Source organism: Mycobacterium sp. IDUB_24 (assembly GCF_055419385.1).
Genome location: NZ_JBVAXO010000002.1, coordinates 677,898 through 703,311, shown reverse-complemented (window position 1 = coordinate 703,311; position 25,414 = coordinate 677,898). Strand labels below are relative to the sequence as shown.

Annotated in this window: 26 protein-coding genes; 8 read left to right on the top strand and 18 right to left on the bottom strand. The window is 67.4% G+C overall.

Features of this window, described 5'->3' with window-relative positions:
- Positions 1–51 precede the first annotated feature (51 nt).
- Entirely contained in the window at positions 52–354 is a 303-nt protein-coding gene (gene groES, locus ACZYZF_RS11060; protein WP_163669842.1) for a co-chaperone GroES, read from the bottom strand.
- 258 nt (positions 355–612) lie between these two features.
- Here groES and ACZYZF_RS11055 point away from each other — a divergent pair, with 258 nt between their 5' ends.
- Positions 613–1,905 (top strand): HNH endonuclease, encoded by a 1,293-nt coding sequence (locus ACZYZF_RS11055; RefSeq protein ID WP_463835680.1) that lies wholly within the window; start codon positions 613–615, stop codon positions 1,903–1,905.
- A gap of 23 nt (positions 1,906–1,928) precedes the next feature.
- Here the strand turns inward: ACZYZF_RS11055 and ACZYZF_RS11050 are convergent, their stop codons facing one another.
- The 11 genes from ACZYZF_RS11050 to pdxR form a co-directional block, all read right to left on the bottom strand.
- Positions 1,929–2,357: a nuclear transport factor 2 family protein gene (locus tag ACZYZF_RS11050; RefSeq protein WP_463744855.1), complete on the bottom strand. Its 429-nt coding sequence runs from the start codon at positions 2,355–2,357 to the stop codon at positions 1,929–1,931.
- Positions 2,354–3,376, bottom strand: a complete 1,023-nt coding sequence (gene tsaD, locus ACZYZF_RS11045; protein WP_463835678.1) for a tRNA (adenosine(37)-N6)-threonylcarbamoyltransferase complex transferase subunit TsaD — start codon at positions 3,374–3,376, stop codon at positions 2,354–2,356. Before tsaD ends, ACZYZF_RS11050 begins: the two co-directional genes overlap by 4 nt.
- Complete coding sequence (gene rimI, locus ACZYZF_RS11040) at positions 3,373–3,834, bottom strand: ribosomal protein S18-alanine N-acetyltransferase (RefSeq protein WP_463744857.1); 462 nt, start codon at positions 3,832–3,834, stop codon at positions 3,373–3,375. Before rimI ends, tsaD begins: the two co-directional genes overlap by 4 nt.
- Positions 3,831–4,463 carry a tRNA (adenosine(37)-N6)-threonylcarbamoyltransferase complex dimerization subunit type 1 TsaB gene (tsaB, locus tag ACZYZF_RS11035; protein ID WP_463835676.1) on the bottom strand — a complete coding sequence of 211 codons (633 nt, stop codon included), beginning with the start codon at positions 4,461–4,463 and terminating at the stop codon, positions 3,831–3,833. The genes rimI and tsaB overlap by 4 nt, the downstream gene beginning before the upstream one ends.
- Positions 4,460–4,927: a tRNA (adenosine(37)-N6)-threonylcarbamoyltransferase complex ATPase subunit type 1 TsaE gene (gene tsaE / locus ACZYZF_RS11030; protein WP_463835674.1), complete on the bottom strand. Its 468-nt coding sequence runs from the start codon at positions 4,925–4,927 to the stop codon at positions 4,460–4,462. The genes tsaB and tsaE overlap by 4 nt, the downstream gene beginning before the upstream one ends.
- Complete coding sequence (locus ACZYZF_RS11025; RefSeq protein WP_463744860.1) at positions 4,920–6,008, bottom strand: alpha/beta fold hydrolase; 1,089 nt, start codon at positions 6,006–6,008, stop codon at positions 4,920–4,922. Before ACZYZF_RS11025 ends, tsaE begins: the two co-directional genes overlap by 8 nt.
- Positions 6,005–7,174 (bottom strand): alanine racemase, encoded by a 1,170-nt coding sequence (gene alr / locus ACZYZF_RS11020; RefSeq protein WP_463835672.1) that lies wholly within the window; start codon positions 7,172–7,174, stop codon positions 6,005–6,007. Before alr ends, ACZYZF_RS11025 begins: the two co-directional genes overlap by 4 nt.
- 47 nt (positions 7,175–7,221) lie before the next feature.
- Complete coding sequence (locus ACZYZF_RS11015) at positions 7,222–7,857, bottom strand: AAA family ATPase (RefSeq protein WP_463835671.1); 636 nt, start codon at positions 7,855–7,857, stop codon at positions 7,222–7,224.
- Between the two features lie 10 nt (positions 7,858–7,867).
- Positions 7,868–9,250, bottom strand: coding sequence for a glutamate decarboxylase (locus tag ACZYZF_RS11010; RefSeq protein WP_463744863.1), 1,383 nt, complete (start codon positions 9,248–9,250; stop codon positions 7,868–7,870).
- Positions 9,251–9,279: 29 nt separating this feature from the next.
- On the bottom strand, positions 9,280–10,698 hold the full coding sequence (locus ACZYZF_RS11005) for an NAD(P)H-hydrate dehydratase (RefSeq protein WP_463835879.1): 1,419 nt from the start codon (positions 10,696–10,698) through the stop codon (positions 9,280–9,282).
- Positions 10,699–10,793: 95 nt separating this feature from the next.
- Positions 10,794–12,197: a MocR-like pyridoxine biosynthesis transcription factor PdxR gene (gene pdxR, locus ACZYZF_RS11000; RefSeq protein ID WP_463835670.1), complete on the bottom strand. Its 1,404-nt coding sequence runs from the start codon at positions 12,195–12,197 to the stop codon at positions 10,794–10,796.
- A gap of 69 nt (positions 12,198–12,266) precedes the next feature.
- Between pdxR and ACZYZF_RS10995 the strand changes: the two genes are divergently transcribed.
- On the top strand, positions 12,267–13,250 hold the full coding sequence (locus tag ACZYZF_RS10995) for a DMT family transporter (protein WP_463835668.1): 984 nt from the start codon (positions 12,267–12,269) through the stop codon (positions 13,248–13,250).
- Here the strand turns inward: ACZYZF_RS10995 and ACZYZF_RS10990 are convergent.
- Entirely contained in the window at positions 13,142–13,756 is a 615-nt protein-coding gene (locus ACZYZF_RS10990) for a TetR/AcrR family transcriptional regulator C-terminal domain-containing protein (RefSeq protein ID WP_463835666.1), read from the bottom strand. The genes ACZYZF_RS10995 and ACZYZF_RS10990 overlap by 109 nt on opposite strands.
- A 93-nt stretch (positions 13,757–13,849) precedes the next feature.
- Here ACZYZF_RS10990 and ACZYZF_RS10985 point away from each other — a divergent pair, with 93 nt between their 5' ends.
- Together ACZYZF_RS10985 and ACZYZF_RS10980 are read left to right on the top strand one after the other, a co-directional pair.
- Entirely contained in the window at positions 13,850–14,809 is a 960-nt protein-coding gene (locus ACZYZF_RS10985; protein ID WP_463835665.1) for a PDR/VanB family oxidoreductase, read from the top strand.
- Positions 14,810–14,817: 8 nt separating this feature from the next.
- Positions 14,818–15,489: an MSMEG_1061 family FMN-dependent PPOX-type flavoprotein gene (locus ACZYZF_RS10980; protein WP_463744868.1), complete on the top strand. Its 672-nt coding sequence runs from the start codon at positions 14,818–14,820 to the stop codon at positions 15,487–15,489.
- A gap of 2 nt (positions 15,490–15,491) precedes the next feature.
- Here ACZYZF_RS10980 and ACZYZF_RS10975 read toward each other — a convergent pair whose 3' ends face one another.
- Positions 15,492–16,571: a zinc-dependent dehydrogenase gene (locus ACZYZF_RS10975; protein WP_463835664.1), complete on the bottom strand. Its 1,080-nt coding sequence runs from the start codon at positions 16,569–16,571 to the stop codon at positions 15,492–15,494.
- A 195-nt stretch (positions 16,572–16,766) separates the two neighbouring features.
- On the opposite strand from ACZYZF_RS10975, the gene ACZYZF_RS10970 reads away from it, so the two are divergent.
- Entirely contained in the window at positions 16,767–18,782 is a 2,016-nt protein-coding gene (locus ACZYZF_RS10970; protein ID WP_463835663.1) for a PTS mannitol transporter subunit IICBA, read from the top strand.
- Positions 18,783–18,818: 36 nt separating this feature from the next.
- Positions 18,819–19,577 carry a DeoR/GlpR family DNA-binding transcription regulator gene (locus ACZYZF_RS10965; RefSeq protein WP_463744871.1) on the top strand — a complete coding sequence of 253 codons (759 nt, stop codon included), beginning with the start codon at positions 18,819–18,821 and terminating at the stop codon, positions 19,575–19,577.
- Between the two features lie 19 nt (positions 19,578–19,596).
- On the opposite strand, the gene ACZYZF_RS10960 is transcribed toward ACZYZF_RS10965, so the two are convergent.
- Both ACZYZF_RS10960 and glmS read right to left on the bottom strand, forming a co-directional pair.
- Positions 19,597–20,517, bottom strand: a complete 921-nt coding sequence (locus ACZYZF_RS10960) for an alpha/beta fold hydrolase (RefSeq protein WP_463835662.1) — start codon at positions 20,515–20,517, stop codon at positions 19,597–19,599.
- A gap of 84 nt (positions 20,518–20,601) precedes the next feature.
- On the bottom strand, positions 20,602–22,479 hold the full coding sequence (gene glmS, locus ACZYZF_RS10955) for a glutamine--fructose-6-phosphate transaminase (isomerizing) (RefSeq protein WP_463835661.1): 1,878 nt from the start codon (positions 22,477–22,479) through the stop codon (positions 20,602–20,604).
- A 116-nt stretch (positions 22,480–22,595) separates the two neighbouring features.
- On the opposite strand from glmS, the gene ACZYZF_RS10950 reads away from it, so the two are divergent.
- Complete coding sequence (locus ACZYZF_RS10950; RefSeq protein ID WP_463744874.1) at positions 22,596–23,447, top strand: dienelactone hydrolase family protein; 852 nt, start codon at positions 22,596–22,598, stop codon at positions 23,445–23,447.
- 22 nt (positions 23,448–23,469) lie between these two features.
- Here ACZYZF_RS10950 and ACZYZF_RS10945 read toward each other — a convergent pair whose 3' ends face one another.
- Positions 23,470–24,186 carry an SDR family oxidoreductase gene (locus ACZYZF_RS10945; protein ID WP_463835660.1) on the bottom strand — a complete coding sequence of 239 codons (717 nt, stop codon included), beginning with the start codon at positions 24,184–24,186 and terminating at the stop codon, positions 23,470–23,472.
- 71 nt (positions 24,187–24,257) lie between these two features.
- Here ACZYZF_RS10945 and ACZYZF_RS10940 point away from each other — a divergent pair, with 71 nt between their 5' ends.
- Positions 24,258–25,139: a LysR family transcriptional regulator gene (locus tag ACZYZF_RS10940; RefSeq protein ID WP_463835659.1), complete on the top strand. Its 882-nt coding sequence runs from the start codon at positions 24,258–24,260 to the stop codon at positions 25,137–25,139.
- Between the two features lie 34 nt (positions 25,140–25,173).
- Here the strand turns inward: ACZYZF_RS10940 and ACZYZF_RS10935 are convergent, their stop codons facing one another.
- Entirely contained in the window at positions 25,174–25,404 is a 231-nt protein-coding gene (locus ACZYZF_RS10935; RefSeq protein WP_463744877.1) for a biotin/lipoyl-containing protein, read from the bottom strand.
- Between the last annotated feature and the right edge of the window lie 10 nt (positions 25,405–25,414).

Sequence of the window (25,414 nt, the reverse complement as noted above, 5' to 3'; positions counted from 1 at the left end):
GGACATCACCCGCGCTGAACACGGGGATCTCCGGGGCGGTTACACGAGTGATTACTTGTTGACGACAGCCAGCACGTCACGCGCGGAGAGGATCAGGTACTCCTCGCCGTTGTACTTGATCTCGGTGCCGCCGTACTTGCTGTAGATGACGGTGTCGCCCTCGGCAACGTCCAGGGGGATCCGCTTCTCGCCATCCTCATCCCAGCGGCCGGGGCCAACTGCGACGACGGTGCCTTCCTGCGGCTTTTCCTTGGCGGTGTCGGGGATGACCAGACCGGAAGCGGTCGTGGTCTCGGCCGCGTTGGCCTGAACGAGGATCTTGTCCTCGAGTGGCTTGATGTTGACTGCCACGATGGAAGCCCTCCACTTGTTGGGGTATCGAGTCCCGGTGTGCTCCGGGGCCCTCGGGTTAACCAGGTGTTCGGCATGCGCCCGTGCCCCTCGCTCCGTCGTCGCGGGTGCCGGCGCTGGAGGTTGGCCGCGTGCCACCTAGCACTCTATACATGCGAGTGCTAGCACTCAAGGGTGGGCCTGTGCGTGCCGCCAGAACTCGCCGAGGGCTGAAGTTGTCAACGGTTGCGCCGACAATCTTGCCGCACTACTATCGAACATATGTTCGGGTCGAGTTTCACGATCGATCCCAACGTCACCGAGGAGGCGTTGGTCGATCAGCTCGCGGCGATGAACCGAGCGGCCTCCGGCATCGCCGCCGGGCAGGCACGGGTGACCGCGATGCTGGAAGCCAAACGTCATGCACACAGGGCCGCTCAGGGTGTGCCCGCCGCCAAGCGCGGTAGAGGCCTGGCTTCCGAAGTCGGCCTGGCCCGCAATGCCTCGCCGTGGCACGGAGCCAAATATCTGAAGATGTCGCGAATTCTCGTCGACGACATGCCCTACACCCTGGCCGCGCTGCAGTCAGGGGCCCTCACGGAAAACCGGGCCATGATCATCGCGGACCATGCCGCGTGCCTGCGCCCCGAATATCGGCGTGCGATGGATGCCGAACTGTGCTCCGACCCCTCGAATTTGGACGGCCTCGGCGACAAGAAGATCGAAGCGGAGGCCGGCCGGACCGCGTTCCGGCTCGACAGCGCAGCGGTACTGGACAGCATCAGCCGCCACGAAGTGGACCGCACGGTCACGCTTCGTCCCGCCCCGCACAACATGGCATACGTCACGGCCTTGCTGACGGCGGCCGAAGGTCAGACGGTGTACGAGTCGCTGCAGGTAGGCGCCGCGGCCGCTGCCTCCGCCTCAATCGCCGCCGGGGCAGGATGCGACGGGCGGGGCCCGTTGTTGGCCGATACCTTCTATCGTCGCGTCACCGGTCGGGAGGTCGGTGACGCGGTCCCCGTCACCCTCAACCTGGTGATGTCCGACGAAAGCTTGTTGGCCCAGGGTTCCGAGCCCGCCATCCTCGACGGATACGGCCCGATCCCGGCCGAGGTGGCTCGGCGGATGACCTGGGCCGCAGTCCTCGACCCACAGGCCGAGGCCGCGGTTCGACGTCTGTACGCCAATCCCCGCACCGGCAACCTTGTGGCCCTCGAGTCGACGGCCCGCAAGTTCCCCAAGGGCCTGCGCTGGCTCATCAAGTTGCGCGACCAGACGTGCCGCACCCCGTACTGCGATGCACCGGTACGGCACGTCGACCACATCACCCGGCACGCCGATGGCGGCGCGACCAGTGCTGCCAACGGCCAAGGGCTTTGCGAGAGGTGCAATTACACGAAGGAATGTGCCGACTGGCAGACGTTGACCAGCTACGACCGGTACGGCCGGCACACTACTGAAATCACCACACCGACCGGCCGAACGTATCGAAGTACCGCCCCACCGCTACCGATGAGCGCAAGGCTGTTCACCAGCGACATCCATGTCGTGAACATCCACGCGGCCGCATAGCCGGCCGGCGTGATACTCCGCCCCTATAACGGGATGTTCAGATGATCAGACACGTCTCCGACCATCTCGACGTCGACCTTGCGCTCGGTGAAATACCAGCCGTGGTCGTCACGGGCGAACACATCGGCGTAGCGGCCGACCACGATGGGCTGCAGCGGCACGGTCTCGGTGTTCTGCACGACGACGAACGTCGAACGGGCCGTTGCCCGCGCATCCTCGATGTCGACAATCGGGTTGAGCACCAGGTGGCGGGTTCGGGTGCGGTTGCCGTGGTCCGGGAATCGGCGGGTGGTGTGCGCGAACAACTTCGCGATCGCCGACGCATCCGCCACGCCCATGAACGAGCCGCGGCCCAGTAGTTTCCCGACCCCGTCGAAGTCACCCGCATCGATCAGCTCGGCGTAGCGGTACAGCAGCTCGGTGACCTCAAGCTTGTCGCCCGTCGAACTCATGCCACCTGTCCCTTCACCACCGGCAACCCCGGATCGCTGGCCACGTCCAGCGGCGAGGGGGCCGCCCCCGCCGCGATCAGGTGTGCCGCGAACGACGCGATCATCGCGCCGTTGTCAGTGCACAGCCGCGGCCGCGGCACCCGCAGGGTCAGGCCCGCTGCCGCGCAGCGTTCCTCGGCGAGCTCACGTAACCGGGAGTTGGCCGCCACCCCGCCCGCGATCAGCAGGGTGGACACCCCGAGGTCGGTGGCCGCGCGCACGGCCTTCGCGGTCAGCACGTCGGCGACGGCCTCCTGGAAACCGGCGGCGACGTCGGCCTGCGAGGCCTCCGGGTGGCCCTCTACATAACGAGCCACCGCGGTCTTCAGTCCCGAGAAGCTGAACACGTACGGGTCGTCCCGCGGCCCGGTCATGCCCCGCGGAAAGGCGATGGCGTTGCGGTCACCGGTGCGGGCCAGCTCGTCGAGCACCCTTCCCCCCGGATAACCCAGTCCGAGTAGCCGGGCCACCTTGTCGTAGGCCTCCCCTGCCGCATCGTCGACGGTGCTGCCCAACTCGATGATCGGCTCGCCCAACGACCGCACGTGCAGCAGATGGGTGTGCCCACCCGAGACCAGCAGACCGACGCTCTCGGGAAGCGGTCCGTGGTCGTATACGTCGGCGGCGAGGTGCCCACCCAGATGGTTGACCCCGTAGAACGGGACATCCCAGCCGGCCGCGTATGCCTTGGCCGCGGCCACCCCGACCAACAGCGCCCCGGCCAGCCCGGGCCCGATGGTCGCGGCGACGACGTCGGGCCGTTCGATACCCGCGGTGTCCAGGGCCCGGCGCATTGTCGGCCCGAGGGCTTCCAGGTGTGCGCGCGAGGCGATCTCGGGTACGACGCCGCCGTAGCGGGCGTGCTCGTCGACGCTGGAAGCGACCTCGTCGGCGAGAAGCCTTACGGTTCCGTCTTCGGCGAGGTCTGCGATACCGACCCCGGTTTCGTCACAAGAACTTTCGATGGCCAGGATGATCACGTCGGGCCCCCTTGGGGAAGGCGTTGCATGGTGTAGGCGTCGGCCCCGCTGGCGTGGTAGTACCGCTTGCGCAGGCCGATGTTGGCGAATCCGACACTCTCGTACAGCGCGATGGCCGGTTCGTTGTCGGTGCGAACTTCCAGGAAAACCGTTCCGCCGGAAGCGAAGTCGAGCAGGTCGTTCAGCAGCCGGCGTCCGATCCCCTGCCCCTGGAAGTCCGGGTCGACGCCGATGGTGTGGATCTCGTACTCATACGGGCGCATTCGGCCCAGCCGGGAGATACCGGCATAGCCGACGAGGACGTCGTCGCTGCGGGCGGCGAGGTAGCGATTGTGCTTGGCGTCGAGTTCGGCCAGGAACGCCGTGGCCGGCCAGGGATCGTCGCCGGCGAACAGCTTGGATTCCAGCTCGGCGCACCGCGTGGCATCAGCACGGGTCAGTGCGTCGAACACGATCATTTCCGCACCGCCGCAGAGGGTTTGGCGTCGGGTCGGCGCAGATACAGCGGCACCAGGGGTTGTGGGTCGTCCCAGTCGGCGACGGCGCGCACCAGGCCCGCGGGCGTCGGGTACACCACCTCGAGCCGAGGCAACGCGAACATTGCGGCGTGCTCGGGTGACCCGGCCACCGCAGCCACCGTGGAATCCACGACAACGTCGGCGGGTGCGTTGACGGCGGGGCCGTCGACCCTGACTCCGTCGCGGTAACGCGCCCAGTACACCTCGCGGCGCCGCGCATCGGTGACCACCAACACGTCACCGTCGGTGTGGACACCGATGGCGTCCAGGCTGCACACCCCGTGCACCGGAACGCCCAGCGCATGGCCGAAGGCCGCAGCACTGGCCATTCCCACCCGCAGCCCGGTGAACGGGCCCGGCCCGCAGCCGACGACGACCGCGTCGAGATCGGCAACGGTGATCCCGGCAACAGACACGGCACCGAGCACGTTCGGCGTCAGCTGTTCGGCGTGGGCACGGGCATCGACGGTCACCCGCTCGGCGAGGGCCTCCACGACGCCCTCCGGAGCATGGCGGACCACGCCGGCGCTGACCGCCGGGGTCGAGGTATCGATGGTCAAGATGTTCATGGGGCGCTCCACTGCCAGATCACCGTGCGCGTCTCGGTGTCGGTGTCGCGCTCGATACGAATGTCCAGGTGATGATCGGAGAGCCGTTCGGCCAGGCCCTCACCCCACTCGACCACCACGACGGCGTCGTCAAGATCGGTGTCGAGGTCGAGCGCATCAAGCTCACCCAACAGATCGACACCGGGATGGTCCAGCAGTCGGTACATGTCCACATGCACCATCGCGGGGCGGCCGGCCTGCCGGGGCGGATGCACCCGGGCCAGCACGTACGTCGGTGAGACCACCGGCCCGTCCACGTCCATGGCCGCCGCGATGCCCTTGGCCATCACCGTCTTGCCGGCACCCAGCGGGCCCGACAACACCACCACATCACCGGCTTTCAGCCCCGCGCCCAGCGTTGCGCCGAGGGCGATGGTGTCCTCAGTGGTGGCGAGTTCGGCCGTACCGGCGCTGCGCTCAGCCACGGAACCAGACCCGATCGCGGACCCGGCGGGACAGCGTGACCAGTTTGGAGGGCGTGGCCCGCTCCACCAGACGGACCAGTGCGTCGTCGATCACCACGGGCTCCTCAAGCTGGACCAGATGACCGGCTCCCCCGACGATCACCAGTTCGGAGCGGGGTAGCTGTGCGGCCATGGCCTTTGAGTATTCCATTGGGGTCAGCAGGTCCCGGTCACCACAGGCGATCAGTGTCGGCACCTTGGCCAGCACCCGCAGGGCGCCGGCCTCGTCGTGGACCTCGAGGGCGTGCAGGAATTCGACGAGGGTGGTGATCGACGTGCCGTGCATCATCCGTTGGGAGAACTCGACCACGCTCGGGCTGACGGACTCGTCGCCGTAGGACGCCGCCCGCAGGATCGGTCCTATCACCGACCGGGCGGCGCCGCGGGTGCGGTGCACCGCACCAGGGGCATAGCGGGCCAGGAACCGCACCGCCTCCAGCGCCGGGTTGCGCAAGATCTCCCCCAGCGGTGAGCGCGCCACGCCTTCGACCGCCGAGGAGATCACCGCGGCGCCGACGATTTGTTTCGGATAGCGGCGCGGGAACTGTCGCGCATGCGAGAGGACCGTCATGCCGCCCATCGAATGTCCGACCAGCACTGCGGGGCCGCGTGGAACCGTCACGGCGAGAACGGCTTCCAGATCACGTCCGAGTTGTTCGACGGTGTAGGTGTCCGGCGGTGCAATCCCCGACTGACCGTGGCCGCGCTGGTCGTAGAACACCATCCGCACCTGCGGACCCCACTGTTCGGCCAGCCGGGTGCGCTGAAAGTAGAAGGCGCCCATGCGCAAACAGAATCCGTGGGCGAAAACCACTGTCAGCGGCGCGTCATTCGGGCCGACTTCCCGCACGGCCAGTGGCACCCCGTCGTCGGTTGTCACCACGGAACTACGATCGGCGTCCAGGCGTTCGAAATCCTCACCCAGATAGGGATCCTCACCGGTGCTGCGCCGGGTCAGCGACCGTGCCACCGACCGGCCCGCCACCGTGCCCACGGCGGTGACCCCGGCCGCACCGGCCAGCCACTGAGCATTGCGACTCAACGCTCGCGACCTGCCTCTAGGTAGGTGCGGGTGATCCGGCCGCGTGGGCTGGTGGCCACCTCGTAGTTGATGGTGCCGAGCAGTTCGGCCCAGTCCTGGGCGGTCTGTTCGCCCTGGGTGCCGGGGCCGAACAGGATCGCGTCGTCGCCTTCGGCGACGTCGGTGGCGTCCGGGCCAAGGTCGACGACGAACTGATCCATGCAGATCCGCCCGACCGCCGGGCAGCGCCTCCCGTTGATCAGCACCTCGATCCGCCCGCTCAACAAGCGGAAGATGCCGTCGGCATATCCCACCGGTAGCAGTGCCAGCGTGGTGTCCCGGTTGGCGATCCACCGGTGACCGTAGGACACCCCGTCGCCGGCGTGCACCGAACGAACCAGCGCGACAGGGCATTTCAAGGTCATGGCGGGAACCAGACCCATGTCGCCGAGCTCCGGGATCGGGCTGAGGCCGTATACGGCGATCCCGGGCCGCACCATGTCGAAGGCCAGATCCGGACGGGTCATCGCTGCGGGCGAGTTCGCGATGTGGGCCACCTCGAACACCACGCCCTGTTCGGCGGCCTGCTCGCGCATCGCGGTCAGGCGCTTGCCCTGCAGCTCGTTGAACGGGTTGTCGGGCTCGTCGCCGTGCACCAGGTGACTCATGATGCCGCGCACCCGGATCGCGCCGTCGGACTGGGCCCGGCCCAGCGCGGCGACCATCGCGGGGAAATCTGCCGGGCTGACACCGTTGCGGCTCAGGCCGGTGTCCACCTTCACCGTGACCGTCGCGGCACGGCCGGTCTGGCGCACGGCCGCCAGCACCTCGTCGAGTTGACGCACCGAGGACACCGCGATCTGCACGTCGTTTTCCAGCGCGGGCGTGAAGTCGGTGCCCGGCGGATGCAACCAGCACAACACCGGTGCGGTGATCCCGCCGGCCCGCAGCGCCACGGCTTCGGCGATCGTCACCACCCCGAGTTCGGCGGCCCCAGCGGCCACCGCGGCCCGACCCACCTCGACGGCGCCGTGCCCGTAACCGTCGGCCTTGACCACCGCCATCACCCGGGCGCTGCCGGCATGTTCGCGCAGCAGGCGGACGTTGTGGTCGATCGCGCCCAGATCCACCACCGCCCGTGGAGAGGCGTGCGGGATCAGCGATGTCTCGCGTTCGGTCGTCTGCATGTCATATCACCGCCGACCATTGTCCCAGAGGCACGCATCGGGGCAGATCACAGCCGGATGTGACGCGCGGTTACCGCCAGCCGGCGCATCCGGGCCCGGATTTCGCCGTCGGTGTTGGGCGCCAAAGTCAGCCCGGCGGTCGCGGCGATCCGGTCGGCCACCTGGGGTATTCCGACTGTGTCGGTCCAGATATGTTCGGCGAACTCCGGCCTCGACAGAATCTCGAGACCGCGGTCGAGCCGTTCGACCGCGAATGCGTCGCCCCATTGCGGCAGGTCCCGCGGTCCGCCGTGGCGCAGCAGTCGTCCGAAACCCAACCCGCGGTCGGACAGCCGCTTCACGACCGTTTCCCGCTGCGCCAATAGTGCGAAGTGCAAAACGTTGTGACCCGCGTCGCGCAGACGACCGACTGTCTCGGCAAAGTAGCTCGGCTCGAAGACGGTCATCGGTGCGATGACCGGCCCGTCGTACCGCCGCAAGGTGTGTTCCAGCACCTCGAAAACCCCTTGCCGCCAGGCCGGAAAGTCCTGAAAATCCCTGCGCAGCTCGCGCGGCATCGTCCGGTGCAGACCGTATCCGACGAATTCGGGGTCGCAGACCACGCTGCCGGCCAGGCGGCGGTTGAGTTCGTATGCGGTCTGGGTCTTTCCGACCCCGAATGGTCCATTGATCCACAGCAGCATGCCGCCGACGCTAGTGCGCGAACGGCTGCAGGTCGTCGAACGCGCCGCGCGGTTTGAGCTTGTCGAGCCGGCCGAGCACGGTGATCATGTCGTCCTTGAGCGCCCGGGCCAGATCCGCCGAGAAACCCTCACGCACGACGACGCGCAGCACCACGACGTCGGTGGCTCCCTCGGGCATGGTGTACGCCGGGACCTGCCAGCCGAAGGAGCGCAAGCCCTCGGATACGTCGAACTCGGTGTAGCCCGAATTGCCCTTGAGCCGGAAGCTGACCACCGGGATGGCCGAACCGTCGGTGATCAGCTCGAAGTGCTCACTGTCCCGTAGCTCGTCGCCCAGCCAGCGCGCGGTCTGCGACAGGCACTGCATCACCTGGGTGTACCCGGCCCGCCCCAACCGGAGGAAGTTGTAGTACTGGCCCACCACCTGATTGCCGGACCGGGAGAAGTTCAGGGTGAACGTCGGCATGTCACCGCCCAGGTAGTTGACCCGGAACACCAGATCCTCGGGCAGATGCTCCTTGCCGCGCCACACCACGAAGCCGATGCCCGGGTAGGTCAACCCGTACTTGTGGCCGCTGACGTTGATCGACACCACGCGCGGCAGCCGGAAGTCCCACTCCAGGTCGGGGTGCAGGAACGGGACGACGAATCCGCCGCTGGCGGCATCGACGTGCACGGGGATGTCGAGGCCCTTGTCTTGAGCGAGCGTGTCGAGCGCCGCGCAGATCTCGGCGATCGGTTCCAGTTCACCGGTGTAAGTGGTGCCCAGGATGGCCACCACCCCGATGGTGTCCTCGTCGACCGCGTCGAGTACCTGCTCGGGGGTGATGACGTAACGGTCCTCGGTCATCGGGAGGTACCGCGGCTCGACGTCGAAGTAGCGGCAGAACTTCTCCCACACCACCTGGACGTTGGAACCCATCACCAGGTTGGGCGTGCGCCCCTTCCAATCTTTTCCGACCTTCTCGCGCCACCGCCACTTGAGCGCGAGCCCGCCCAGCATCACCGCCTCGCTGGATCCGATCGTGGAGACTCCGCACGCGCTGGACGGATCGTCGTCCCGCAGATCTTCGGCGTGGAAAAGGTCGGCGACCATGCTCACGCAGCGCGCTTCGATCGCGGCGGTGGCGGGGTACTCATCCTTGTCGATCATGTTCTTGTCGAACGTCTCGGCCATGAGCTTCTCGGCCTCGGGGTCCATCCACGTGGTGACGAACGTCGCCAGGTTCAACCGGGAGCTGCCGTCGAGCATGAGCTCGTCGTGGATGAACCGGTAGGCCGCCTGCGGATCCATGGCCTCGTCGGGCAGACGCAGCGACGGGACCGGCGCCATCGCCAACCGGCCGGTGTAGGCCGGCGAGATGTGCGGGGTGCGATGGTGCTTGTGCGACATGGCAAGTCCTTTTCGTTGCGGCGAACTGTTTACAGCGAGGCGATGGCGGCGCGGACGTGGGCGAGGATGCGCGACGCCGAGGTGGGCGCCGGGCTCGGGCCGGGATCGGCCGCCGACAGGTTGGCGGCGCGGGCGTGGACGAAGGCTGCCGCGGCGGCGGCCTCTCCGGCGGGCAGGCCGGCCGCCAGCAATGCGCCGATGATGCCCGTCAGCACATCACCGGATCCCGCTGTGGCAGCCCAGGACTGGCCGGCCGGATTGAGGTACGTCATGCCCGCCGAACCGGGCTCTGCGATGACGGTGACATTGCCCTTGAGCAGCACCGTGACTCCGAGTCGCTGCGCCAGCTCGCGGGTGGCCGTCACCCGGTCAGCGCCCGGCGGATGGCCGGCCAGCCGCTGGAATTCGCCGGCATGCGGGGTCAGCACGGTCGGCGCGCCGCGGCCGGTGAGCGGGCCCGGGTCGGCGGCGAGCATCGTCAGCCCGTCAGCGTCCACAATGACCGGAAGATCGGATTGGAGCGCGAAATCCAATGCCGCCCTCGCAGTCTCGTCGGTACCCAGACCCGGCCCCACCGCCCAGGCCTGCACCCGGCCTGCCTCCTGCGGGGTAGGCGAGGCGATCACCTCTGGCCAATGTGAAAGCACCTGCGGTGCAGCGCTTCCCGCATAGCGGACCATGCCCGAGGTGACGGCGACGGCGGCACCGGCACTCAGCACCGCCGCACCGGGATAGGTCGACGACCCGGACAGTACGCCCGTCACGCCCTGGGTGTACTTGTCATCGTGCGGCCCCGGAATCGGCCACCGCGCCCGCACATCGGCCACTTCGAATCCGGCGAGGTCGCTGGGCGCCAGGCCCAGTCCGATGTCGATGAGTTCGACGCGACCGCACTCCCCCAGTGCGTGAACAGGTTTGAGGCCGCCGAATGTGACGGTCAGAGCGGCACGCACATGTGGGCCTTCGGCGGCGCCGGTCTGCACGTCGAGGCCGCTGGGGATGTCGACCGCCACCACGGGCACCGTGTTGGCCTCGAATACCGCCGCGGCGTTGGGACGCAACGCACCGCGTCCGGAGATGCCGACAACACCATCGATCACCAGATCGGTTCCGGCCGCGATCCCGGACACCACCCGACCACCGGCGCTCCGGAATGCGGCCAGGCCCTTGGTGTGAGTTTTGTCAGGGTTGAGCAGGACGGCATCGGCCGCCGCTCCGCGACGACGTAAGAACGTCGCCGCCCACAGGGCATCGCCGCCGTTGTCGCCGGAACCCACGACCGCGCAGATCCTCCGGCCGGCCACACCACCGGTGCGCAGCTTCAACTCCGTCGCGATCGCCGTCGCCAGCCCATAGGCGGCGCGGCCCATCAGCACCCCGTCGGGCAGTGATGCGAGCAGTGGCGCCTCGGCCGCACGGATCACATCGGCCGAGTAGTAGTACCGCATCAGCTCCCGCTCCACTCGAGGTGTCTTCGACTTTGCCGCGCGCCAACAGGTTACGTGTGTTTGCTCGGCACGGTCACAGATTTGCGCCGAGCGGGCTACCCCACGATGCGGGCGATCACGGCTGCAGCTTCGCGTAACCGGTCCGGTGGATGCGATGCGTACCCGACAACCAGGCCTGGCGGTCCGGGTAGCCGCCGGTGCCATGACACCGGGTGCACGAGAACGCCGGCCTCACGCAGCTCGTCGGCCAGCGCAACGTCGTCGACTCCCTCGGGCAGGCTGACGAGCAGGTGCAGCCCGGCGGCGACACCGGTCACCGTCGCAGCGGGGATCGCGGTGGCAAGCACGCCCAGCAGGGCATCGCGCCGGGCCCGGTGCCGCGCCCGGACCAGCCGGACATGGCGATCGTACTCGCCGGATTCCAGTAGCCGTGCGAGCACCAGTTGCGGCACAGTCGGGCTTCCGAGGTCGGTGGCATGCTTGGCCGCCACCAGGCCGGGTCGTCGCTCCCGCGGCGCAACCAGCCAGCCCAGACGCAGTGCGGGTGCGAGGCTCTTCGAGGTGCTGCCGGCATACGCGATGCGATCGGGCGCCGACGGATGCATGGCCGGCACGGGTGCGCGGTCATAGCGGTATTCGGCGTCGTAGTCGTCTTCGATGATCAGCTCGCCGTCCCACTCGAGCAGCTCGCGGCGCCGCTGCGGGCCGAGCACCACGCCCGTCGGGAACTGATGCGCCGGGGTCAGGAAGACGGTGGGTGCGCCAGTGGCAGTCAGCTCCGTGACGACGATGCCGTCGCCGTCGACCGGGACCGGCACCGGGCGCACTCCCCAGTACTCGAGTTCGTCGACCGCACCGCGCGAGCCGGGATCCTCGACGGCGACCGTGTCGAGCCCTTCACCGCGCAACTGCTGGGCCAGCAGGGCAATGGCCTGCGCGACGCCCGCGACGACCAGGATGTCGTCGGGCTCGATGCGCAGCCCGCGCGTCCTGCCCAGCCACGGGGCGAGTGCCGCGCGCAACCGGGGATGACCGCGGGGATCTCCGTAGCCGAGGTCGTCCGGAGTGGCCTCGGCCAGCACCGCCCGTTCGGCGCGCAGCCAGACACTGCGGGGAAATGCCGACAGATCGGGCACTCCCGGCGAGAGGTCGATCCCCTCACCTACCGGTAGGCGGGAACGCGGCAGACGTGACACCGACGGCGCCGCGGGGCCTACCCGTGGCGGCCGGACCGGTTGCGTGAGCACGTGGGTGCCACCCCCGGCGCGTCCCCCGACCAGACCTTCGTCGGCCAGCCGTCGGTAGGCCTCGACGACGACGCCGCGAGATATCCCCAGTTCGCCGGCCAGGATCCGGGTCGCGGGGAAGCGGGTACCCGACGTCAGCCTCCCGTCGGCGATCGCGCCACGCAGCGCATCTGCGAGCCAGTCGGTCAGGCCGCGCGCCGGGGCAGTCGCCGCATCGAGCTGTAGAAAATCTGCGCCGACCGCATCCCGCACCGTTTGGTCCATTAGAGATGTCCAGACTTGGTTCTATTTGTTGGACCATGTTGGCCCGAAGATGGTCACATGTCCAGCCCTGCCCGTGCCGGCCTGTCCGGCGCCCTCGGTATGACGTTCGTCGGCGGCAGCGTCGCCGTCTCGAGCGCCCTCGCCGACGCGCCACTGCACACCGCGCAGGCACTGCGCTACGCCATTGCCTGCCTGCTGCTGCTCGCCTGGGTCCGGTTGACCGGCCGACCGCTGCGCCGCCCCCGCGGCAGCGAGTGGTTCTGGCTACTCGGCGTCACCGTGACCGGCCTGGTGCTGTTCAACGTGGCCCTGGTGTACGGATCACGCCACGCCGAACCGGCGGTGCTGGCCGTCGCGGTGGCATGCGTGCCGTTGGCACTGGCGACGGTGGGGCCGCTACTGGAGAGCCACCGGCCAGGGAGCCGTGTGCTTGCCGCGGCCGGCGTGGTCAGCATCGGCGCTGTCATCGTGGAAGGGCTCGGCCGCGCCGACGCCGTCGGATTACTCTGGGCCATAGTCGTTTTCAGCTGCGAGGCCGGCTTCACGCTGCTGGCTGTGCCAGTCCTCGGGTCACACGGTCCCGCCGGAGTGTCTGTACACACCACCTGGATGGCCTCCGCGATGTTCGGCGTGCTGGCGCTGGCAACCGAAGGGCCCAGAGCGGCAGGCGCTTTCGATGCCGGCGAGATCCTGGCGATCGGCTATCTGGCCGTCTGCGTGACGGCGGTCGCGTTCGTCCTCTGGTACACCTGCGTGCACACACTTGGCGCCGGACCGGCCGGGCTATTGACCGGAGTGGCACCCATTGCCGCCGCGGTGATCGGCATACCCGTCACCGGCACCCCACCCGCGGCGCTGGTGTGGGTGGGCATCGGATTGATTGCCGCAGGGCTGGCACTGGGTTTCAGCGACAAGCCGGTAGCCGGGCAGGCTCAGCCATCGAGGGAACGCATGCCCGATATGAGCAGGCCCAGCCCGAACTCGAATCGCGCGCCGAAATCGAGCAACTGCTCAGCGGGACTGGACGCGAGGTGCGGGTAGTGCCCGGCGCGAACCACAGATTCGAGCGTCTCGGTCTCACCACCGGCGGCACCCTGCTGCTCAAGAACTTCACCGAGGACGTAGCAGAAAAGTGAGCTGGCAGACCACAAGGCATGTTCCCGGACCAGACCGCCGGCCTGGATACTGCCTACGAGCGTGTCGACAAAGGTCAGGTTGGCCCGCTTGGCGGCGTAGTTGCCGCCGACGATACGGGCTCCGTCGCGCTGCGCCAGCAGAGCCGAACGCAGGCCCGCGGCAAGACTTTTGACGCGATCGGCCCACTCCGGATGATCGGTGTCAGAGCTCTCGAGCGCCTTCGCCAGAATCGTCTCGGCCATCTCGTCCATCAGGGCGTCCTTGCCGTCCACCAGCCGGTAGATCGTCGGGAGGTGGGCCCGCAGCCGGTCGGCCAGCCGTCGCATCGTCAGCGATTCCAGCCCGCCCTCGTTGACCAGCGCCAAGGCTTCACCGACCACACTGTCCAACGACAGGTTTGCCAGTGCCACGCGATCACGTCCAGTCGGGGCGGTTGACACGTTAACAACGTTATCATTACGCTCTGAACTGCAATTAACATTGTTAATGCGGAAGGAGGGTGTGTGAGAGACGAACTGCCAGCCGACGGAATCGGCGTCGCCGTGCGGCAGCTGCGTTGGGAAGCCGATGGCGTGGTATCCGTGCAATTGCAGCCGCGTGCCGGTGAACTACTGCCGGCCTGGGACCCGGGCGCACACATCGACCTGGTCCTGCCGACCGGCATCCAGCGCCAATACTCGTTGTGCGGGCCGGTCGGCGAGCGGTCGTACTACCGCATCGGGGTCCGGCGGGAACGCACCAGCCGCGGCGGGTCCGAGTACGTGCACGCGTTTCTGCGACCAGGACAACAACTTACGGTTGCCGGCCTGCGGAACACCTTCGAGCTGCATCCGGCCACCTCATACACATTCGTGGCCGGCGGCATCGGAATCACCCCGATCCTTCCGATGATCCGTCAGGCCGAGGCCTGGGGTCTGGACTGGAAACTGCTCTACGGCGGGCACACCGCGACCTCGATGCCGTTCTCAGACGAACTCCGCGAATACGGAATGCGGGTGAGCCTCTACGCCTCTGACGCCGACGGTCGCATCCCTCTCGGTGAGCACTTCGCCGAGGTTCAGCCCGAGGTGAAGATCTATGCGTGCGGCCCCCCGGCGCTGCTGTCGGCGCTGCAGGACGCCACCGCACACTGGCCGGCGGACAGCCTGCATCTCGAGCGCTTCAAGCCGCGCGAACGGGCGCCCGCTGCCGAAGACAAGCCGGTCGAGGTGGTGTGCGCAGCCTCGGGCACAACCGTCAAAGTCGAAGCGGGCCAGAGCATTCTCGCCGCCCTCGATGGCGCCGGGATCAACGTGCCGTCGTCGTGCCGATCGGGTATCTGCGGTGCCTGCGAGACCGCCGTCGTCGACGGAGTACCCGACCATCGCGACGACATCCTCTCCGACTCTGAGCGCGCCGCCAACGATCGCATGTTCATCTGCGTTTCCCGGGCACAGACTCCCCGACTCATTCTCGACGTGTGATGGAGGCGATGGTGAAAACCACAGGTACAGCGGCAGATTCGTACTCCCCGATCTCGATGGAGCGGGTCAGGGAGATCGTCGGGCACCCGGAGCGGTTCATCGCGGAGAAGAAGGAGCCGAAACTCGGCGAATTCTCGGCCCGGTTCATCGCGCACAGTCCGTTCTTCTGCATGGCCACGGTGGGCGCCGACGGCCAATTGGACACCAGCCCGCGCGGCGACCCACCGGGTTCGGTGCGAATCCTCGACCCGTGGACGCTCGCCATCCCGGACCGGCCGGGCAACAAACTGGCCGACACTCACGAGAACATCACCAAGCATCCCGCGGTAGGACTGGTCTTCTTCGTGCCGGGCATCCGCGAGGTGATCCGGGTGAACGGGGACGCGTTCGTCACCGACGACCCCGAACTGCTCGAAATGCTCAGCGCCGACGGCAAACCCGCTGTGTTGGCCACCATCGTGCGCATTCGCGAAGTGTTCGGTCAGTGCGGCAAGGCCGTGATCCGGGCCAAGCTCTGGGAAGGAGACAGCCGGGGACTGGCCGAAGCCGTGACGTTGGGCGGAGACTTCTACACCCTCACGATCACCGAGAGCGCGGCGAAGATGGCCGAGAAACTCGGCGACCTGGCCGGCTCACTTCATGCGGTGATCGACGATCACTACGAGAACGAGCTGTACTGACCTCAGACCGGCGCGGTCGCAGCGGCAGGCTCGACCGTCACCTTGATGGCCTCACCGTTCTGCACGATCGAGAACGCGTCCAGCACGTCGTCGAGCGGGATGTGGCGGGTGATGAGGTCCTTCACTGGCACCTGTCCGGTCGAGATGTACTGCAGCGCACGCTTGTTGTGCTCAGGCGCGGAACCGTTGGCACCGTGGATGTGCAACTGCCGGTAGTGCACGATGTTCGAATCGCACGTGATGGTGGGGTTGGTCTTGGGCAATCCACCGAAGAATGAGATACGCCCGTTTCGGGCGGCCATCGCGATGGCCTGTTCCTGAGTGACGTTTGCTGCGGTGGCGGTGATGACGACGTCGGCGCCGCGGGCGCCGGTCAGTTCCATCACCTTCTCGACGACGTCGACCTCCGCCGCGTTGATCACCCCGTCGGGATGCACGGCGTCGGCCGACATCTTGAGCCGGCTTTCGTTCACGTCGACCAGATAGACCGGACCGCAATTGTGCACGCCGCGCGCGATGCGGATGTGCATACAGCCGATCGGTCCGGCGCCGAACACCACGACGGTGTCGCCCTCCTCGATACCGAGCAGGTCCTGCGCGTTGATCGCGCACGCGAACGGTTCGGCCGCCGACGCTTCGTCGTAACTGACGTTGTCCGGAATCCGGTTCAGCCCATCGACTTTGAGCACCTGGCGCGGAACGATCATGTACTCGGCGAACCCGCCGTCGTACTGGTACCCCATCGACGTCTGGTTCTGGCAAACGGCCATCCAGCCCTTGCGGCACTCGTGACATTCTCCGCACGGGACCGCCGCGATCACCTGGACGCGGTCGCCCTCGGCCCAATCGGTGCCATAGGTGGAATTCACGTCGGCACCCACCTCCACGATGTCACCGGCGATCTCATGGCCGATGGTGCGCGGTGGGGTCAGGTTCTGGTGCCCGTTGTGCAGGATCTTGACATCGGTGCCGCAGGTGGAGCAGTTGCGAACCCGGATCTTCACCTCGCCGGGGCCGCACTGGGGCTCCGGTACATCCTCCAGCCGGACGTCCTCGGGGGCGTAGTAACGCAGGGCTTTCATGACGGGTCCTCTCGACTCGCAGGGAATGGCGCTAACCGGGTCGGTATCAGCACCCTAACGCTGATCCGGTCATAAAACCACAGTTTTCTGCGCCCATTTACGCCCGATTGGTTGCGGAGATGCCCACTTATGCGATGTACTGAGCATGCATGTGACCGGCGTCACCCAGCAGCCGGCAAGATCGGAGGTCGTCAGATGTCCACTGTCGAAGCGCCACGCACCGGGGTCCGGGTGCATGTGCAGAAGCTGGGCACCTCGCTGTCGAACATGGTGATGCCGAATATCGGCGCCTTCATCGCCTGGGGCCTGATCACCGCCCTGTTCATCGAGCAGGGCTGGCTGCAGGCCATCTTCTCCGGGCTCAAGGACCCCGACGGGTGGGTGGCCAAGATCGGCGGCTGGGGCAGCTACGACGGCGCCGGCATCGTCGGCCCGATGATCACCTACCTGCTGCCCGTCCTGATCGGATACACCGGTGGCCGGATGATCCACGGCAACCGCGGCGCTGTCGTCGGCGCGATCGCCACCATGGGCGTGGTCGCCGGTGCCGACGTCCCGATGTTCATGGGCGCGATGATCATGGGGCCACTGGGCGGCTGGGCGATGAAGAAGGCCGACGCCCTGTGGGAGGGCAAGATCCGGCCCGGCTTCGAAATGCTGGTCGACAACTTCTCCGCCGGCATCCTGGGCATGCTGCTGGCGATCCTCGGCTTCTTCGGCGTCGGGCCGATCGTGTCATCGTTCACCCGGGCCGCCGGACACGCGGTGGACTTCCTGGTCAACAACGACCTGCTGCCCGTGACCTCATTGCTCATCGAACCGGCGAAGGTGCTGTTCCTCAACAACGCCATCAACCACGGGGTGCTGACACCGTTGGGCACCACCCAGGCGCTGGAGACCGGCAAATCGGTCCTGTTCCTGCTCGAGGCCAACCCCGGGCCCGGCCTGGGACTCCTGTTGGCCTTCATGGTGTTCGGCCGCGGCGTTGCCCGCGCCTCGGCACCGGGCGCCGCGATCATCCAGTTCTTCGGCGGCATCCACGAAATCTATTTCCCTTACGTGCTGATGAAGCCCAAGTTGATCGCCGCGACCATCCTCGGCGGTATGACCGGCGTCTTCATCAACGTGCTGTTCGGTTCCGGGCTGCGCGCCCCGGCCGCGCCCGGTTCGATCATCGCGATCTACGCACAGACCGCCGGCGGCAGCTACCTCGGCGTGACGCTGTCGGTGCTCGGCGCCGCCGCCGTGTCGTTCGCTGTCGCCTCACTGCTGCTCAAGACCGACCGGGCCGGTGACGAACCCGATCTGGCCGCGGCCACCGCGGAGATGGAGGCACTCAAGGGCAAGAAGTCCAGCGTGGCTTCAGCCCTGGTCGGTGCGCACCAAGGCCCGGTGACCAGCATCGTGTTCGCCTGCGACGCCGGCATGGGGTCCTCGGCGATGGGCGCCTCGGTGCTGCGCAAGAAGATCCGTTCCGCGGGATTCGGTGACGTCACGGTGACCAACCAATCGATTGCGAACCTCACCGACACCTACGACATGGTGGTGACCCACCGCGACCTCACCGACCGGGCTCGTCTGAAAACCGGATCGGCCGTTCATGTCTCGGTGGAGGACTTCATGAGTAGCCCCCGCTACGACGAGATCGTGGAGATGTTGCGGAACACGAATGCCTCCGCCAGTGGGGTTGCCGAGGAGCAGCCCGATGACATGGCGGATGAGCGCTTGCGCGAAGACCAGAAGGCCCCGGATGAGCGCTCGCGCGAAGACCAGACAGCTGGGGTCGATGTACTCCCCCTCGATTCGATCGTGTTGGCCGGCACCGCCACCTCAGCGGACGCGGCCATCGACGAGGCCGGCGCCCTCCTGGTCGCAGCAGAAGCGGTCGAGCCGGCCTACGTGGATGCCATGCACGAGCGCGAGAAGTCGGTGTCGACCTACATGGGCAACGGTCTGGCCATCCCGCACGGCACCAACGAAGCGAAGTCCGCGATCCGCCGTACCGGGATCTCCTTCGTGCGCTACCCCGAACCCATCGACTGGAACGGCAAACCCGCCGAGTTCGTGGTCGGAATCGCCGGTCTGGGCAACGACCACATGGCACTGCTGACCAAGATCGCCCACGTCTTCCTCGACAAGGATGAGGTGGCCCGGCTGCGGGCGGCGACCAGCGCAGACGACGTGCGCGCGGTGCTGTCCGACAGCAAATAACCGACACGACACCCGGGCTGCCCCAGAATGGCAAGCGTGGATTCAGATACCCGCCAGAGCCGCATCGTCGAGTTCGCGCGCAGCCGCGGCCGCGTCGACGTCCTGACGCTGGCCGACGAACTCGACGTCGCTGCCGAGACCATCCGCCGCGACCTCAAGGCGCTGGCCGGGAGACGACTGCTCAAACGTGTACACGGCGGCGCGATTCCACTGGAGACCGCCGCGTTCGAATCCACCGTCGAATACCGCAGCCAGGTGGATCTGGCCCAGAAGCACCGCATCGCTGCCGCGGCGGCACATCTGTTGCACGGCGCCGAAACCGTTTATCTCGACGAGGGTTTCACGCCCCGGCTGATCGCCGAACAGCTCGTCGATCAGGAACTTACCGTTGTGACATCGTCGCTGCTGGCCGCCGAAGCGCTGGCTCACAGCGAGACCGTCACCGTCCTGATGATCGGTGGGCGAATGCGAGGGCGCACCCTGGCCACGGTCGACCACTGGGCGGTCGAGCGATTGAGCAGCCTGGTCATCGATATCGCGTTCCTGGGCACCAACGGGATCACCGCCGAGCATGGCCTCACCACACCGGATCCCGCCGTGGCAGCGGTGAAGCAGACGGCGGTGAGGGTCGCACAGCGGTGCGTGCTGGTGGCCGCGCATTCCAAGTTCGGGGAGACGAGCTTCTGCCGGTTCGCGGAAGTCTCCGATTTCGAGTCGATCGTCACCGGCACCGAGTTGCCCGCGGAGGAAGCACAGCGTTTCGAAGCGCTGGGGACGTCGGTGATCCGCGCCTGAGGACCAGTCCGGCGAAGGGTTACACGGCGCCCCAGAATTGGCCCACCCGCTGCGCAATGTCTTCCGGGTATTCACCGTTGATGGCGTGAGAGGCGTCGGGCCAGAGTTCAATATTCCCGCGCGGCAACAACTCTCGTCCCCGCGCGACGGCGCGCGCTGGGTCGAGCATGACGCTGCGGCCCGCGATCAATGCCAGCACCGGTACGCGGATTCCCCGCAGCTGCTCATCGCTGAATAGTTTCGGCATCGGAGTGTGGAGCGTGAAATCCGTTGAACCCGCGGAGATCAGCGCGGCTTCCATCTCGGCGGCATCCAGATCGGCACCCCCGGCTATCCAGCTCTGCACCCTCAGGCGCCACTGCTCCGGCACGCCCGGAGCGAACAGTGCCACCGAGGCCAGTATCGCCTTGACCGGAACACCGGTGAAGGTGAAGACCGGATCGAGCAAGGTGATCGACGCTATCCGCGCGGGCCGGTGCACCGCACCGTTGGCTGCGGTCCAGCCGCCCATCGACACACCGAGCAGGTGCGCCTTTTCCAAGCCGAGGCCGGCCAGCGTCTCGTCGAGCCACTGGGCCTGATCCGGGGCGTCGCGAACAGGCTTGTGCTGCACCGACAGGCCTGCCTCGCCGAGCAGGTCGATGCCATAGACCGTGCGGTGCTTCAGCAGGGATTCGAGGTTGGTTCGGTACATCGGCGTCGACGCGTTGCGGCCGGGCAACAGGATTGCCGGTGCGCCGGTGGCCGGCCCGGCGAAGCGATAGGCCCGCACGGTCCCGAATGTGGTTGGCACGTCGAACAACTCGAACGGCGGCAGCGTCGCCATCCCGGCCTCGTACGTGCCCAGGAAATGAGTGAACGCCGCCTCGGAGGCGAATGCGCCCAGCCCGTCACGGGCCCATCGCCCAGCGATGTTGACCTCGGGAACCCGTAGATCCATCAGACCTCGACGCCGAATGTGCGAAAGATCGCGAGATTTCTCGGAAAGCTCGCGATCTTCTTCACGCTCGACGGGATGGCGCGGCTACTCGACGGTGACGGACTTGGCCAGGTTGCGCGGCTTGTCGACGTCGTAACCCCGAGCCCGGGCCACCCCGGCAGCGAACACCTGCAGCGGAATGGTCGACAGCAGCGGCTGGAAAAGCGTTGACACCGCCGGGATCTCGATCAGGTGATCGGCGTAGGGGCGCACCGTGTCGTCACCCTCCTCGGCGATGACGATGGTGACCGCACCACGTGCCTGGATCTCACGGATGTTCGAGAGCAGCTTGGCGTGCAGCATCTGCGCGTTCTTGGGTGACGGCATCACCACGATCACCGGTAGATCGTCGTCGATCAACGCGATCGGGCCGTGCTTGAGCTCGCCGGCGGCAAACCCCTCGGCGTGCATGTACGCCAGCTCCTTGAGCTTGAGCGCACCCTCCAGCGCCACCGGGTAGCCGACATGGCGGCCCAGGAACAGGATCGTGGGCGACGTCGCGAACCGCTGCGCCAGCTGGAACACCGACTCGATGCCGGCCAACACCCGGCTCACCTGATCGGGCATGGCTTCCAGCTCGTGGTACTCGCGCTCGACCTCGTCGGGATACTTCGTACCGCGGGCCTGCGCCAAGGCCAAACCCACCAGATAGTTCGCGGCGATCTGGGCCAGGAACGTCTTGGTGGCGGCCACGCCGATCTCCGGCCCGGCCCGGGTGTAGAGCACCGCGTCGGCCTCGCGCGGGATCTGGCTGCCGTTGGTGTTGCAGATGGCCAGCACCTTGGCCTTCTGCGTCTTGGCGTGCCGCACCGCTTCCAGTGTGTCGGCGGTCTCGCCGGACTGCGAGATGGCGATCACCAGCGTGCTGCGGTCCAGCACCGGGTCCCGGTACCGGAACTCGCTGGCAAGCTCGACCTCGACGGGCAGGCGGGTCCAGTGCTCGATGGCGTACTTGGCCAGCAGCCCGGAGTGGTATGCCGTACCGCAGGCGACGATGAAGACCTTGTCGATCTCGCGCAATTCCTGATCGGACAGGCGCTGCTCGTCGAGCACGATGCGGCCGTCGACGAAATGCCCCAGCAGGGTGTCAGCGACAGCGGCGGGCTGCTCGGCGATCTCCTTGAGCATGAAGTAGTCGTAGCCACCCTTTTCGGCGGCATCGAGATCCCAGTCGATGTGGAATTCCCGGAAGTCGCGGCCGGCCTGCAGATCGTCCCTGCCGAAGAAGTCGGTGATGCGGTAACCATCGGCGGTCAGCACCACGGCCTGGTCCTGGCCGAGTTCCACGGCGTTGCGGGTGTGCTCGATGAATGCCGCCACATCGGAGCCGACGAACATCTCGCCGTCGCCGATGCCGACCACCAGCGGGGTGGACCGGCGCGCGGCCACGATCGTGCCCGGATCGTCGGCGTTGGCGAACACCAGGGTGAAGTGGCCTTCCAGGCGCTGCAGGACGGCGAGCACGGAGGCCGGGAAATCTCCGGCGGTCGCGCCGTCGCGGTACTGCCGGGCCACCAGGTGCACGGCCACCTCGGAGTCGGTGTCGCTGGCGAACTCCACCCCGTCGGCTTCCAGCTCGGCGCGCAGGACGGCGAAGTTCTCGATGATGCCGTTGTGGACGACGGCGATCTTGCCCGCCGCGTCGCGGTGCGGGTGCGCGTTGCGGTCGGTGGGCCGGCCATGGGTGGCCCAGCGGGTGTGACCCAGGCCGGTGCTACCGCTCAGCACGCCATCGTCGGTCTCGGCGAGGGCAGTCTCGAGGTTGGACAGCCGGCCGGCCCGGCGACGTACCGTCAGGCCGCCGTTGCCGTCGATCAACGCGATGCCCGACGAGTCGTAGCCGCGGTATTCCATCCGGCGCAGCGCGTCGACGACGATGCCTCGGGCCGGGCGCGCCCCGACGTAGCCGACGATTCCACACATAGGGTCCCAGGGTAGTGCAGTCGGGCCCGTGACCCGATTCTGCGCGACGGCGGTTGACGCAAATCACCGTGTCCGCACCCGGGCCCCGATTGGGCGCGCTGCGCTACGGTCAACGCGTGGCCAGCACAAAGAAGCTTTTCGCAGGGTTGTCCCGCCGGGGGCCGCATCGCGTTCTGCGCGGCGACCTGGCTTTCGCCGGGATGCCGGGCGTGGTGTACACCCCGGAGTCCGGCCTGAACCTGCCCGGTGTGGTCTTCGGCCACGACTGGATGGCCCAGGCCGGCAACTACACGGGCACACTGGAGCATCTCGCCTCGTGGGGAATCGTGGCCGCAGCACCCGACACCGAGAAGGGGCTGGCTCCGTCGGTCCTCAATTTGGCCTTCGACCTGGGTGCGGCACTGGAGATCATCACCGGCGTGCGGCTCGGACCGGGCAAGATCAGCGTGCATCCGGGCAAGCGAGGCGTCGTCGGGCACGGCTTCGGCGGATCGGCCGCAGTCTTCGCCGCTGCCGGGATGGCAGGTGACGCGCACCGCCCGAAAGCAGTGGTGTCGCTCTTTCCGACCGTGACCAAGCCACAGGCCGAAGAACCCGCGTCGGCGTTGCGGGTGCCCGGCCTGATCCTCACCGACCCCGGCGACCCGATGACGCTGCGCTCGAACGCCGTGGAGTTGGCCCGGGCCTGGAACGGCGCCACATTACGGACGGTCAGCAAGGCCAAGGCCGGCGGCCTCGTCGAGGGGCGCCGGCTGGCTCGTTTCATCGGGCTGCCCGGCGCCGACCGCGAGACCCAGAAGATCGTCCGGGCCCTGCTCACCGGGTATCTGCTGGCCACACTGGCCGGGGACAAGACCTACCGCGATTTCGCCGATCCCGACGTCGACCTACCGCACACCGAAGCGGCCGATCCGAATGCCGATCCGGTGGCGCTGGAGGACAAGGTCGTCGCGCTGCTCAAGCCGTGACCGCGCGTCACACCAAGCCCGATCAGACCAGCGTTGTACCGCCGTCGACCGTGAGAACGACGCCGGTGCCGAACTCCTGTTCCATCAGGTAGGTGTACGCCAGTGCGGTGTCGGCCGGCTGACCGATCCGGCCGGCGGGGAGATTGCTCGCGAACTGCTCGTATACGGCGTCGCGATCGGCCTCGCCGAGTGCCGACCACAGAGGCGTCTCGATGGGCCCCGGGGCGACGGCGTTGACCCGCAACGGCGCAAGTTCGACTGCCAGTGCTCGGGTCATGGCGTTGATCGCGCCGCAGATGGCGGTGGGCAGCACCCCCAGCCCGGGCTTCTCGGCGGCCGTGCCACTGGTCAGCGTGATCGACCCGCCCGGCGTGATCCGGGGAGCGAACTCCCGCACCGTCTGCAATTGACCGACGAACCGGGTGCCGATGAACTCGGTGATCGCTGCGGCGGTCAGATCGGCCAGGCCGACCATGGTGAGTGGTTCGCCTGCGCTGAATACGAGGTGCTCGATCTCCCCCACCTCGTCGACGAGATGCGCGAGCGACGAGGGATCATCGAGATCGACGGTCAGTCCGCGGGCGTTCTCGCCGAGTCCGGTCAGCGCTCGGTCGACGTTGGACCGGTTGCGCGACACCACGATCGGTATGCCGCCTCGATCAGCCACCGCTTGCGCCACTCCCAGACCGATGCCGGAGGTACCGCCGATGATCAAGACGCGTGCGTTCTTGAGGTTCATGAGTCCACTGTGTGTTCGCCTCGGGTTCGTCGTCCAAGACTCTTTTGGTCGGACGGCGATACCCTCAGGGCATGAGCACGCCAGACCTCGATCTGCGCAAGCTGCGGTATTTCATCGCAGTGGCCGATGAGCTCAATTTCGGGCGTGCCGCGCAGCGCCTGCATATCGCCCAGCCGGTGTTGTCGCGACAGATCCGGGCATTCGAGAGTGAGCTCGGCGCTCAGTTGTTCATCCGCGGCAGCAGCGGCACCCAACTGACCAGTGCCGGTGCCCAGCTTCTGCAGGACGCCAAGGTTCTGCTCGACGACGCACAGGCACTGCGGCAGCGGTTGACCCAGGCCGCCGGACGCACGGTGACCGTGACGGTCGGGGTGATGGCCGGGCTGCGTGCGACGGCAGCGGCCGCGGCATTCGAAGCGGGCAATCCGCAGGGCCGCGCGGTGATACGCCAAATCCCGTGGCAGCAGCAGGCTGAGTTGGTCCGGTCAGGCGAAGTGGACGTGGTCTATGCACGTGAACCCGTCGACCACCGCGGGCTGGGCAGCGCCCCGCTGCTGGAAGAACCCATGGATGCGGTGCTGCCGGCTGACGATGCCCTGGCCACCCGGGCGTCACTGCGACTGGCCGACCTCACGTCCAGGGTGTTGTTGTTGCCGGACCCGGCGATGTTGCCGGAATGGCTGTCGGCGGCCGTGGCCGGTCAGCGTTGGGCACCGCCGCGCGAGGAGTTCCGCACCATGGAGGACAAACTCGAACATGTCGCCGCACGTGAGGGTTTCGTCATTCTGCCGCGATCCGCGACTGCCTACTACCGTCGTCCGGACGTGCGAGCGGTGCCGATCGAGGACCTCGGGCCGGCCCGGGTCACGCTGATCTGGAACGCCACGACCGACAATCCGATGCGGGACGAGTTCGTGGCGGCTGCCCTGGCGTGCCGGGATCAGACGACCTGATGCCCGACGTGGCGCGGGCACCGGTGCCGCGCCGCTATACCTCCAGCGTGCCCAAAATGGTTCCCACTGCATAGGTCTCGTCTTCCTTCGCCGAGCCGTAGCGTAGTACCCCGGGACTGGGCGCCGGAACGTCAGCGGACACTTTGTCGGTGCCGACCGTGTACAGGTCCTCCCCCTCCTCCACGGCCGTCCCGTCGGGCACCAGCCAACCGAGGAACGTACCTTCGGTCATCGTCACGTCGAGTTTGGGCATCTTGATCTCCACGGCGTTAAAC

What these genes read in the sequence shown, in the direction of transcription:
- ACZYZF_RS10960 (WP_463835662.1), bottom strand. Translation starts at nt 20,517, where the DNA reads ATGGATCTACGGGTTCCCGAGGTCAACATCGCTGGGCGATGGGCCCGT.
- ACZYZF_RS10945 (WP_463835660.1), bottom strand. Translation starts at nt 24,186, where the DNA reads ATGAACCTCAAGAACGCACGCGTCTTGATCATCGGCGGTACCTCCGGC.
- rimI (WP_463744857.1), bottom strand. Translation starts at nt 3,834, where the DNA reads ATGATCGTGTTCGACGCACTGACCCGTGCTGATGCCACGCGGTGCGCC.
- ACZYZF_RS10980 (WP_463744868.1), top strand. Translation starts at nt 14,818, where the DNA reads ATGGTGAAAACCACAGGTACAGCGGCAGATTCGTACTCCCCGATCTCG.
- ACZYZF_RS11015 (WP_463835671.1), bottom strand. Translation starts at nt 7,857, where the DNA reads ATGCTGCTGTGGATCAATGGACCATTCGGGGTCGGAAAGACCCAGACC.
- glmS (WP_463835661.1), bottom strand. Translation starts at nt 22,479, where the DNA reads ATGTGTGGAATCGTCGGCTACGTCGGGGCGCGCCCGGCCCGAGGCATC.
- ACZYZF_RS10995 (WP_463835668.1), top strand. Translation starts at nt 12,267, where the DNA reads ATGTCCAGCCCTGCCCGTGCCGGCCTGTCCGGCGCCCTCGGTATGACG.
- ACZYZF_RS10970 (WP_463835663.1), top strand. Translation starts at nt 16,767, where the DNA reads ATGTCCACTGTCGAAGCGCCACGCACCGGGGTCCGGGTGCATGTGCAG.
- ACZYZF_RS11055 (WP_463835680.1), top strand. Translation starts at nt 613, where the DNA reads ATGTTCGGGTCGAGTTTCACGATCGATCCCAACGTCACCGAGGAGGCG.
- ACZYZF_RS10975 (WP_463835664.1), bottom strand. Translation starts at nt 16,571, where the DNA reads ATGAAAGCCCTGCGTTACTACGCCCCCGAGGACGTCCGGCTGGAGGAT.
- ACZYZF_RS11010 (WP_463744863.1), bottom strand. Translation starts at nt 9,250, where the DNA reads ATGTCGCACAAGCACCATCGCACCCCGCACATCTCGCCGGCCTACACC.
- alr (WP_463835672.1), bottom strand. Translation starts at nt 7,174, where the DNA reads ATGCAGACGACCGAACGCGAGACATCGCTGATCCCGCACGCCTCTCCA.
- ACZYZF_RS10940 (WP_463835659.1), top strand. Translation starts at nt 24,258, where the DNA reads ATGAGCACGCCAGACCTCGATCTGCGCAAGCTGCGGTATTTCATCGCA.
- ACZYZF_RS11050 (WP_463744855.1), bottom strand. Translation starts at nt 2,357, where the DNA reads ATGAGTTCGACGGGCGACAAGCTTGAGGTCACCGAGCTGCTGTACCGC.
- ACZYZF_RS11005 (WP_463835879.1), bottom strand. Translation starts at nt 10,698, where the DNA reads ATGCGGTACTACTACTCGGCCGATGTGATCCGTGCGGCCGAGGCGCCA.
- tsaB (WP_463835676.1), bottom strand. Translation starts at nt 4,463, where the DNA reads ATGAACATCTTGACCATCGATACCTCGACCCCGGCGGTCAGCGCCGGC.